Here is a 10,409-nt window from a genome sequence, read left to right on the forward strand (position 1 = left end):
GCGAGCCAGGCCCTGGAGGAAGACATTGGCAGTGACTGCTATTCAGCCGCTTCCTGCATCCGCGGCGCCGCGCCGAGGATGGTCGCGTCGACATGGCGTTCGAACTTCTCGAAATTGACGGCGAACATGTTGACCAGCTTCGCGGCCTGGCGGTCGTAACCGGCCTTGTCCGCCCAGGTCGAGCGGGGGTCGAGAATGGCGCCGTCGACACCCGGGACCGCCACCGGCACCTCAAAGCCGAAATTGGCGTCGGTGCGGAACTCGGCCGACTTCAGCGAACCGTCGAGCGCGGCGCCCAGCAACGCGCGCGTCACCTTGATCGGCATGCGGCGGCCGGTGCCGTAGGCGCCGCCGGTCCAGCCGGTGTTGACCAGCCAGCAGTCGACGCCATGGCCGGCGATCAGCTCGCGCAGCAGATTGCCGTATTCGGATGGATGGCGCGGCATGAACGGGGCGCCGAAGCAGGTCGAGAACGTCGCCTCCGGCTCGGTGACGCCCTTTTCCGTGCCGGCAACCTTGGCGGTATAGCCCGACAGGAAGTGGTACATCGCCTGCGCCGGCGTCAGCCTGGCGATCGGCGGCATGACGCCGAAGGCGTCTGCGGTCAGCATGATGATGTTCTTCGGATGCCCGGCGCGGCCGGTCTTCGAGGCATTGGGGATGAAATCCAGCGGATAGGCGCAGCGCGTGTTCTCGGTCAGGCTGCCATCGTTGAAATCCGGAACGCGGCCGGCGTCGAGCACCACATTCTCCAGCACCGTGCCGAAGCGCTGCGTGGTGGCGAAGATCTCCGGTTCGGCCTCCGCCGACAGCCTGATCGTCTTGGCGTAGCAGCCGCCCTCGAAATTGAAGATGCCGTGCGGGCCCCAGCCATGCTCGTCGTCGCCGATCAGCGTGCGCGACGGGTCGGCCGACAGCGTCGTCTTGCCGGTGCCGGACAGGCCGAAGAAGACGGCTGCGTCGCCGTCCGCACCTTCATTGGCGGAACAGTGCATCGGCATCACGCCCCTTGCCGGCAGCAGATAGTTCAGCATGGTGAAAACCGACTTCTTCATCTCGCCGGCATAGGAGGTGCCGCCGATCAGAACGATCTTGCGGGTGAGGTCGACCGCGATCACCGTTTCGGTGCGGGTGCCGTGACGGGCCGGATCGGCGCGGAAGGAGGGCAGGTCGATGATCGTAAGCTGCGGCACGAAACGCTCGATCTCCGCGGCTTCGGGACGGATCAAAAGATTGCGGATGAACAGCGAGTGCCAGGCGAATTCGGTGATGACCCGGGTCGGCAGCTTCAGATTGGCGTCGGCGCCGCCGACGAGGTCCTGCACGTAGAGGTCCTTGCCGGCTGCATGTGCCTTGAAATCCGCCAGCAGCGCTTCGAACTCACCCGGCGAGATCGCCTTGTTGTTGTCCCACCAGACCTGGCCGCCGGTCGCCTCGTCGCGCACGACGAATTTATCCTTCGGCGAACGCCCGGTGTGCTGGCCGGTCTCGGCGACCAGCGCGCCCTGCGCGGTCAACCTCGCCTCGCCGCGCCGGATCGCTTCCTCGTAGAGTTCGGCCGCGCCAAAATTATAGCGTACCATGCTCATTGTCTTCAGGCCGATCGCGTCGATGGCGCAGTCGGGGTTGCGTTTGCCGGCTTCCGACATCAAATTTCCTCTCTGGATTTGGCCGCATCTGACGGGTTACTTCCCGGAGCCCGCGCTGGGGCCGTCAGGTTCAGAACCAGAAAAGCCGAATGATATCAAATCATTAATCGATTTAAAAAATTTGAAAGTTGTTTAAATCGTTTATATGTGCAAAAAACCGTAGAGGTTGCCCAAAGGATTGGCAGGCTCGGTTCGTCCAATCCCACTATGGGTGCGATGGCGTGTGACGGCAGGCCGCCCGTGACTTCGGACAAGGCCCGTGCCACATTTTGTACCCAATTTGTCCTGCAAAAGCCCCTTCTCGACGACAGAAGGGACAGCTCATGAGGGAGCCGCTTGAAATGGCAACAATCGCGCTTGTCGACGACGACCGCAACATTCTGACCTCGGTGTCGATCGCGCTCGAATCCGAAGGCTATCGGGTCGAAACCTACACCGATGGCGCGTCGGCGCTGGAAGGCCTGGCGGCACGGCCGCCGAACCTCGCCATCCTCGACATCAAGATGCCGCGCATGGACGGCATGGAGCTGTTGCGCCGCATGCGCCAGAAGTCGGATCTCCCGGTCATCTTCCTGACGTCGAAGGACGACGAGATCGACGAGTTGTTCGGCCTCAAGATGGGCGCCGACGACTTCATCCGCAAACCGTTCTCGCAGCGCCTGCTTGTCGAGCGCGTGCGCGCAGTGCTGCGCCGCACCAGCGCCCGCGAGGCGGCGGCCAAGGCGCCCAGCCAGCAGGCCCGCTCGCTCGAACGCGGCCAGCTGGTGATGGACCAGGAGCGGCACACCTGCACCTGGAAGGGCGAGCCGGTGACGCTGACGGTGACCGAATTCCTCATCCTGCATTCGCTGGCGCAGCGCCCCGGTGTGGTAAAAAGCCGTGATGCGCTGATGGATTCAGCCTATGATGAACAGGTCTATGTCGACGACCGCACCATCGACAGCCACATCAAGCGGCTGCGCAAGAAGTTCAAGGCCGTCGACGACGACTTTGAGATGATCGAAACCCTTTACGGAGTCGGGTACCGGTTCCGCGAAGCTTGAGATAGGCAGTAGGGAAGAGTCAGTAGTCAGTTTTGAATGATGCGGGCGGCCACCCATAGCCGAAGTCAGCCAACCACTTCCCTACTGCCTATTCACTACTCACTAACTAAACAGGGCCTGCTATTCGATGGCAGTGGAAGTAGAGCGAGGCAGACGGGCGGGCGCGGCAAGGCGTCCGCCGCGGATCGTGCCCGCCTTCGTTTCGAAAATCACGGTGCCGATGCGCCGGTTTCTCGGCCATCACATCTTCTCCAGCCTGACGCGGCGCATCCTGTTCCTCAACCTGGCCGGCCTCGCCGTGCTCGTCACCGGCATCCTTTACCTGAACACCTTTCGCGACGGGCTGATCGACGCGCGCGTCGAAAGCCTGATGACGCAGGGCGAGATCATCGCCGGTGCCATCGCCGCTTCGGCGACCGTCGAGACCGATTCGATCAGCATCGATCCAGAAAAGCTGCTGGAGCTGCAGGCGGGCGAAAGCCTGGGGCCGGGGTCGGACCAGCTCGACAACCTCGATTTCCCGATCAATCCCGAGCGCGTCGCGCCGGTGCTGCGACGCTTGATCTCGCCGACGCGCACCCGCGCCCGCATCTATGATCGCGACGCCAACCTGCTGCTCGATTCGCGGCATCTTTATTCGCGCGGCCAGATCCTGCGCTACGACCTGCCGCCCGTCGACGAGGAGCAGCCGGGCGTCGTGGAGCGAGTGGAGAAGTTCATCTTCGACTTCTTCCGCAACAAGGACCTGCCGGTCTACCACGAGCAGCCCGGCGGCAACGGCGCGGCCTTTCCCGAAGTGGTCAAGGCGCTGACCGGCAGCCCTTCGACAATCGTGCGGGTGAGCGAGCAGGGCGAACAGATCGTCTCCGTCGCGGTGCCGATCCAGCGCTTCCGCGCCGTGCTCGGCGTCTTGATGCTGTCCACCGAAGGCGGCGACATCGACAAGATCGTCGCGGCCGAGCGCAAGGCGATCCTGCGCGTGTTCGGGGTGGCGGCGCTCGTCACCGCGATCCTGTCGATGCTGCTCGCCTCCACCATCGCCAATCCGCTGCGCCGGCTTTCAGCCGCCGCCGTCAGGGTGCGGCGCGGCGTCAAGAGCCGCGAGGAAATCCCCGACTTTTCCGATCGTCAGGACGAGATCGGCAATTTGTCCATTGCCGTGCGCGATATGACGAATGCGCTGTATGCGAGAATCGAGGCGATCGAAAGTTTCGCCGCCGACGTGTCGCATGAGTTGAAGAACCCGCTGACGTCGCTGCGCAGCGCCGTGGAAACGCTACCTTTGGCGAAAAACGATGCTTCTCGCGCACGCCTGATGGAGATCATCCAGCATGATGTGAGGCGGCTCGACCGCTTGATCACCGATATCTCGGATGCGTCCCGCCTCGATGCCGAGCTGGCGCGCGACGATGCCGCGACCGTCGACCTGAAGAAGTTCATCACCGACCTCATCGCCGTCTCGCGCGAGACGACGCGCAACAAGAAGGCCGTCGAGATCGACCTCAAGGTCGCCAAGCTGCCGGCCGGCGCCAAAGGCTATTTCGTCGTCGGCCATGACCTCAGGATCGGCCAGGTCATCACCAATCTGATCGAGAACGCGCGTTCCTTCGTACCCGACGAGCATGGCCACATAGCGATCTCGTTGGCGCGCGCCGGCAAGTTCAACATCATCACCGTCGACGACAACGGCCCGGGTATCCGGGCCGAGAAGATCGACCGCATCTTCGAGCGCTTCTATACCGACCGGCCGGCCGGCGAGGCGTTCGGCCAGAACTCCGGCCTCGGGCTGTCGATCAGCCGCCAGATCGTCGAGGCACATGGCGGCACGCTGACGGCCGAGAACATCCCCGGCACCAAGCCCGGCGAGATCAAGGGCGCGCGTTTCGTGGTGACGCTGCCGGCGGAAGGCTGATCGCCGAACCGACATGCCAGGCGCCGCCGCAAAGCCCCGCAACATTCATGGGACGGCCATACTGGTCGGCGAGCGCGGCGTGCTGATCACCGGGCCGTCCGGCGCCGGCAAGACGACGCTGGCGCTGGCGCTTGTCGATCATTGCCGCGCGCAGGGCCTTTTTGCCCGGCTGGTCGGCGACGACCAGTTGCTTGCGGCCGCGCATGGCGGCCGGCTGGTTTGCCGCGCGCCGGCGAGCATCGCCGGCCTCGCTGAGGTGCACGGCATCGGGCCGCGGCCGCTGGCTTTCGAACCGGCCGCCGTGATCGATCTCGTGGTGCAGCTTGTCGAACCGGCGGACATGGCGCGTCTGCAGGACGAGACCACGGAGACGATCGGCGGATGCCGGCTGCCCCGCGTCGACATCGCCCGGCAAAATGTCACCGCCGCGTTGCCCATGCTGATGGCGCGGCTGTCGATCCAGCCTTTTTCATGATCCGGCCCGGGTTTTTTGCTGCGATGCGTCAAAATGGCCCGGGCCGCCGCAATTTTGGGCTTGTCAACCGGCCGTGCGTCGACAAGATAGCGCTCCCGCCGCCTGGAATGGCTGGCGAACATAAGATACGCCTGTGAAGCGGCGATGACGGGAGCCACCAGAGAATGATCGGACTCGTGCTCGTGACGCACGGTCAACTCGCTACCGAGTTCCGACATGCCGTAGAGCATGTCGTCGGGCCGCAAGACAATTTCGAAACCGTGGCGATCGGCGCCGACGACGACATGGAGCAGCGCCGGGCCGACATCGTCGACGCAGTCGCGCGCGTCGACACCGGCGCAGGCGTCATCGTGCTCACCGACATGTTCGGCGGCACGCCTTCCAACCTCGCCATCTCGGTGATGGAATCCGGCCGCACGGAGGTCATCGCCGGCATGAACCTGCCGATGCTGATCAAGCTCTCCTCGATCCGCAAGGGCGACAACATGGCAGCCGCACTCGACGAAGCGCAAGCGGCGGGCCGTAAATACATCAACGTCGCCAGCCAGCTCCTGAGCAGCAAATGAACGCATCGGCGCCGCGGACGGATGAGGTGGTGCGGGAGTTCCCGATCATCAATCAGCGCGGCCTGCACGCGCGCGCTTCGGCCAAGTTCGTCCAGGTCGCCAGCGGCTTCGACGCCATCATCCATGTCGAGAAGGACGGCGTGAAAGTCGGCGGCACCTCGATCATGGGCCTGATGATGCTGGCGGCGAGCCCAGGCTATTCGATCCGCGTCATCGCCAGCGGCCCGGAAGCCTTGCCGGCCATGGACGCGTTGGAGCAGCTGATCGCCTCACGTTTCGGCGAGGAAATCTAGTTCCTCAGCACAGGGATTTTTACCGGTCGGCTCTGTTTGCGTTGGCAGGCGGCATGCCTTGGAGATTGGCCGAAACGCCCATCGCGTCGTCGCGGCGGCTTCAACCAATCCCCGGCGTTTGCGCCGACTTCACGGAACATCTCGCTTTTCCGAAGACATGCGCGCATAAAGATTTCTTTATGTCCCATTGTCGTGCGGCGACCGATCTGGTAGTCAAGCCGGCAACCGCGCCCTCCCACGCGCCTCCCGGCGTCGGCGCGCCTTGAGAAAAAATCACACCGGAGCACTGCCATGACGGGTAGCAAGGACTATGTGGTCGCCGACATCTCGCTTGCCGGCTGGGGCCGCAAGGAGATCGAGATCGCCGAAACCGAAATGCCGGGCCTGATGGCCTGCCGCGAGGAGTTCGGCGCCAAGAAGCCGCTGAAGGGCGCGCGCATCACCGGCTCGCTGCACATGACCATCCAGACGGCGGTGCTGATCGAGACGCTGAAGGCGCTGGGCGCCGACATCCGCTGGGCCTCCTGCAACATCTTCTCGACCCAGGACCACGCGGCCGCAGCCATCGCCGAGGCCGGCATTCCGGTTTTCGCCATCAAGGGCGAGTCGCTGGAAGACTATTGGGACTACACCGACCGGATCTTCCAGTGGACCGATGGCGGTACCTCCAACATGATCCTGGACGATGGCGGCGACGCCACCATGTACATCCTGCTCGGCGCGCGCGCCGAGGCCGGCGAAGACGTGCTGTCCAATCCCGGCAGCGAGGAGGAAGAGATCCTGTTCGCTCAGATCAAGAAGCGCCTGAAGGCTTCGCCAGGCTTCTTCACCAAGCAGCGGGAAGCGATCCGCGGCGTCACCGAGGAGACCACCACCGGTGTCAACCGCCTCTACCAGCTGCAGAAGAAGGGCCTGCTGCCCTTCCCGGCGATCAACGTCAACGATTCCGTCACCAAGTCGAAATTCGACAACAAATACGGCTGCAAGGAATCGCTGGTCGACGGCATCCGCCGCGGCACCGATACCATGATGGCCGGCAAGGTCGCGGTGGTCTGCGGCTATGGCGATGTCGGCAAGGGCTCGTCGGCCTCGCTGCGCGGCGCCGGCGCGCGTGTGAAAGTCACCGAGGTCGACCCGATCTGCGCGCTGCAGGCGGCGATGGACGGCTATGAGGTGGTGACGCTGGAAGACGCCGCCCCGACCGCCGACATCGTCATCACCACCACCGGCAACAAGGACGTCGTCACTCTCGACCATATGCGGTCGATGAAGGACATGGTGATCGTCGGCAATATCGGCCACTTCGACAACGAGATCCAGGTGGCGGCGCTGCGCAACCTGAAATGGACCAACATCAAGCCGCAGGTGGATTTGATCACCTTCCCGGACGGCAAGCGTATGATCCTTCTGTCCGAGGGCCGCCTGCTCAACCTCGGCAACGCCACCGGTCATCCGAGCTTTGTCATGTCGGCCTCGTTCACGAACCAGGTGCTGGCGCAGATCGAGCTTTTCAGCAAGCACGGCCAGTACGAGAACCAGGTCTATGTGCTGCCCAAGCACCTCGACGAGAAGGTGGCGCGGCTGCATCTCGACAAGCTCGGCGCCAAGCTGACGGAGCTGTCCGGCGAACAGGCCGCCTATATCGGCGTGACGCCGCAGGGTCCGTACAAGCCTGAACACTACCGCTATTAACCAAAGCGAAGTTATCTACCATATATTGAAGCCGGGTGGTTGACTTTCCATCCGGCTTTATTTTTTGCGCCAATGATTCTTCACGCCGATTCCAGCAAGCGTTATTGTTGTGATTCGCGGTCCGGGGACATGTTGGGCCGGGGACGCATCAGGGCGGTCTTGCATTCAAGCGGCGAAGAGGACCAAGACATGCCGGGGGATTACCCGCCACGCGCGGGAAAGGCCGTTTCCGGCGGCCATGAGGATTCGAACGGTGCCGGCCCCGGCGTGAGCCGCGGCGGTTTTCGCGCCGGCTCGCGGCTGGCCTTGCTGCTTGCGACCTCGACGCTTGCCGGCCCGCTCCTCGCCTTTGCGGCTCACGCCGAGACGGGCATTCCGGCAAAGGCCGCGGCGCCGGTCAGCACGCTCGAGGTCATGCAGCTCGCCATGTTCGTGGGCGTCATGGGCGCGGCGCTGGTTTCGGCCATCTTCCTTATCCGCGAGCGCGCACGCACCGCCTCGCAGAACCTGCAGCTCAGGGCCCGCATCGCGGACGTCAACGCTGCGCTGCAGCGTTCCGAGGCGCTGCTCAATCTGCGCGACCAGCGCCTGATCGTGTGGACCACGGACAACAAGAAACCCGAGCTCATCGGCAGCCTGCCGCTGGAAAGCGGCGCGCCTGACGACAGGTCCGCCTTCCTCGCTTTCGGCCGTTGGCTGATGCCGCGCTCGGCGGCGGCATTGGAGCACGCGGTTGCCGCCTTGCGCGAACAGGCGAAGACCTTCGACCTGGTCATCGAAACGCAGGCCGGCGTGCCGCTGGAGGTGCATGGCCGCAAGAGCGCGGCGCATGTGCTGGTGCGTTTCGTCTCGCTGTCGGAGACGTTGCGCAACCAGGCCAGGCTGAAGATCGAGAACCAGCGGCTCAGCGCCGACTACGACACCTTGATCGGCCTGCTCGACGCGTTGAAGATGCCGGCATGGCTGCGCGGCGCGGACGGGCGATTGCAATGGGTCAACCGCGCCTATGCGGAGGCCGTGGAAGCAGGAAGCGCCGCCGCGGCCGTGCGCGACGCGACGGAATTCCTTGGCGGCCAGGCGCGCGATCAAATCGCCGAGCAGCATAAGTCGCACCCGGTCTTCGAACAGACGCTATCCACCGTGATCGAAGGCGATCGCCGCATGTTCGCGGTCACCGACTTCGCCGGCGCCGACGGTTCGGCGGGGCTCGCCTGCGACACCAGCGCGGCCGAGACGATCCGCGCCGAATATGAGCGGACCGTGCGCAGCCATGCCGACACGCTCGACCAGTTGAACACCGCCGTGGCGATCTTCGACACCGAGGAAAAGCTGCGCTTCTTCAACCAGGCCTTCCAGAAGCTGTGGGGTCTCGACTCGGGCTTCCTGCTCAGCGCTCCCTCCAACACGCTGCTGCTCGACAGGCTGCGCAGCGAAGGCAGGATCGCCGAGCAGCCGGAATGGCGGCGCTGGAAGGAAAACCTGCTCAGTGCCTATCGCGCCGTCGAATCGCAGGAACACTGGTGGCACCTGCCGGACGGCAAGACGATCCGCGTCGTGGCGAACCCGCAGCCGAAGGGCGGCGTCACCTGGGTGTTCGAGAACCTGACCGAAAAGATGGACCTCGAAAGCCGCTACCAGACCGCCGTGCGGGTGCAGGGCGAGACGCTGGACAATCTCGCCGAAGGCGTGGTCGTGTTCGGTCCGGACGGGCGGCTGCGCCTGTCCAATCCGGCCTTCGTCGCGCTGTGGGGGCTGACGGTGGAAGCGGTCAAGCCGAACGTCCATGTTTCGGCGATCCGCGACCTGTGCGACCAGCGTGCGGCGAACAGCCCGTGGGGCGGCTTCGTCGCCGCAGTCACCGGCTTCGACGACGAGCGCCGCGACCGCCGCGGCCAGATCGAGCTCGTCGACGGGACGGTGCTGAGCTACGCGGTGATCCATCTGCCCAACGGCCAGGTGATGATCACCTTCGTCGACGTCACCGACACCGTCAATGTCGAGCGGGCGCTGAAGGACAGGAACGAGGCGTTGGAGAAATCCGACCAGCTGAAGAACGAATTCGTGCAGCATGTGTCCTATGAGCTGCGCTCGCCGCTGACCAACATTATCGGCTTCACCGAGCTTCTGTCGCTGCCCGCGACCGGGCCGCTGACGCCCAAGCAGCGCGAATATGTCGAGCATGTCGGCTCGTCGTCGTCGGTGCTGCTCACCATAGTCAACGATATCCTCGACCTGGCGACCGTCGATGCCGGCATCATGCAGCTCGACATCTCCGAAATGAACATCGACCGGACGATCGCCGCGGCCGCCGAGCTGGTCGCCGACCGGCTGGACGAGCATCAAATCACGCTCGAGATCGATGCGGCGGAGGCGCCGGCGAGCTTCCATGGCGACGAGACCCGCATCCGCCAGATCCTCTACAACCTGCTCAGCAACGCGGCGAATTATGCGCCGGAGGCAAGCACGATCCGGCTTACCTGCCGCCGGCTGGCCGACGGGGTCGAGTTCTCGGTGCATGATGATGGCCCTGGCATGCCGCCGGACGTGCTGGAATCGGTCTTCCGCCGCTTCGAGCCGCGCGCCAATGGCGGGCGGCGGCGCGGCGCCGGGCTGGGGCTCTCGATCGTCAAGAGCTTCGTCGAACTGCATGGCGGAACCGTGCGCATCGAGACCGGCCAGGACAGGGGCACCACGGTAATCTGCACCTTCCCGGACAAGCCTTCCGGAATCCCGGACACGCCGGCGGGCATCCGCGACGCGGCCGAGTAGCGCGGACTAT

Annotated in this window: 8 protein-coding genes; 7 read left to right on the plus strand and 1 reads right to left on the minus strand. The window is 64.4% G+C overall.

The annotated features are described in order from the left end of the window. Positions 1 to 38: 38 nt before the first annotated feature. Positions 39 to 1,649: a phosphoenolpyruvate carboxykinase gene (locus LB529_RS07880; protein ID WP_224525986.1), complete on the minus strand. Its 1,611-nt coding sequence runs from the start codon at positions 1,647 to 1,649 to the stop codon at positions 39 to 41. A 341-nt stretch (positions 1,650 to 1,990) separates the two neighbouring features. Between LB529_RS07880 and LB529_RS07885 the strand changes: the two genes are divergently transcribed. The 7 genes from LB529_RS07885 to LB529_RS07915 all read left to right on the plus strand — a co-directional run bounded on the left by LB529_RS07885 (position 1,991) and on the right by LB529_RS07915 (position 10,399). Further along, entirely contained in the window at positions 1,991 to 2,692 is a 702-nt protein-coding gene (locus LB529_RS07885) for a response regulator transcription factor (RefSeq protein ID WP_006201274.1), read from the plus strand. Between the two features lie 127 nt (positions 2,693 to 2,819). Further along, positions 2,820 to 4,604: a sensor histidine kinase gene (locus LB529_RS07890; RefSeq protein ID WP_095767999.1), complete on the plus strand. Its 1,785-nt coding sequence runs from the start codon at positions 2,820 to 2,822 to the stop codon at positions 4,602 to 4,604. Positions 4,605 to 4,617: 13 nt separating this feature from the next. Then, a complete protein-coding gene (locus LB529_RS07895) occupies positions 4,618 to 5,079 on the plus strand; it encodes an HPr kinase/phosphorylase (RefSeq protein ID WP_224710743.1) in 462 nt (153 codons plus the stop codon). A 164-nt stretch (positions 5,080 to 5,243) separates the two neighbouring features. Then, a complete protein-coding gene (locus LB529_RS07900; RefSeq protein ID WP_027166957.1) occupies positions 5,244 to 5,645 on the plus strand; it encodes a PTS sugar transporter subunit IIA in 402 nt (133 codons plus the stop codon). After that, the gene (locus LB529_RS07905; RefSeq protein WP_224710744.1) at positions 5,642 to 5,938 is read left to right on the plus strand and encodes an HPr family phosphocarrier protein; all 297 of its coding nucleotides are present in this window, start codon (positions 5,642 to 5,644) and stop codon (positions 5,936 to 5,938) included. Before LB529_RS07900 ends, LB529_RS07905 begins: the two co-directional genes overlap by 4 nt. Before the next feature lie 291 nt (positions 5,939 to 6,229). After that, complete coding sequence (gene ahcY, locus LB529_RS07910; RefSeq protein ID WP_095767996.1) at positions 6,230 to 7,630, plus strand: adenosylhomocysteinase; 1,401 nt, start codon at positions 6,230 to 6,232, stop codon at positions 7,628 to 7,630. A gap of 189 nt (positions 7,631 to 7,819) precedes the next feature. Next, positions 7,820 to 10,399 carry a sensor histidine kinase gene (locus tag LB529_RS07915; protein ID WP_224710745.1) on the plus strand — a complete coding sequence of 860 codons (2,580 nt, stop codon included), beginning with the start codon at positions 7,820 to 7,822 and terminating at the stop codon, positions 10,397 to 10,399. The last annotated feature ends 10 nt before the right edge of the window (positions 10,400 to 10,409 follow it).

Source organism: Mesorhizobium sp. CA5 (assembly GCF_020165105.1).
GTDB lineage: Bacteria > Pseudomonadota > Alphaproteobacteria > Rhizobiales > Rhizobiaceae > Mesorhizobium.

Excerpts from the sequence above, each read along its gene's own strand:
- LB529_RS07915 (WP_224710745.1), top strand. The coding sequence starts at position 7,820 with ATGCCGGGGGATTACCCGCCACGCGCGGGAAAGGCCGTTTCCGGCGGC.
- LB529_RS07895 (WP_224710743.1), top strand. The coding sequence starts at position 4,618 with ATGCCAGGCGCCGCCGCAAAGCCCCGCAACATTCATGGGACGGCCATA.
- LB529_RS07890 (WP_095767999.1), top strand. The coding sequence starts at position 2,820 with ATGGCAGTGGAAGTAGAGCGAGGCAGACGGGCGGGCGCGGCAAGGCGT.
- LB529_RS07905 (WP_224710744.1), top strand. The coding sequence starts at position 5,642 with ATGAACGCATCGGCGCCGCGGACGGATGAGGTGGTGCGGGAGTTCCCG.
- LB529_RS07885 (WP_006201274.1), top strand. The coding sequence starts at position 1,991 with ATGGCAACAATCGCGCTTGTCGACGACGACCGCAACATTCTGACCTCG.
- LB529_RS07880 (WP_224525986.1), bottom strand. The coding sequence starts at position 1,649 with ATGTCGGAAGCCGGCAAACGCAACCCCGACTGCGCCATCGACGCGATC.
- ahcY (WP_095767996.1), top strand. The coding sequence starts at position 6,230 with ATGACGGGTAGCAAGGACTATGTGGTCGCCGACATCTCGCTTGCCGGC.
- LB529_RS07900 (WP_027166957.1), top strand. The coding sequence starts at position 5,244 with ATGATCGGACTCGTGCTCGTGACGCACGGTCAACTCGCTACCGAGTTC.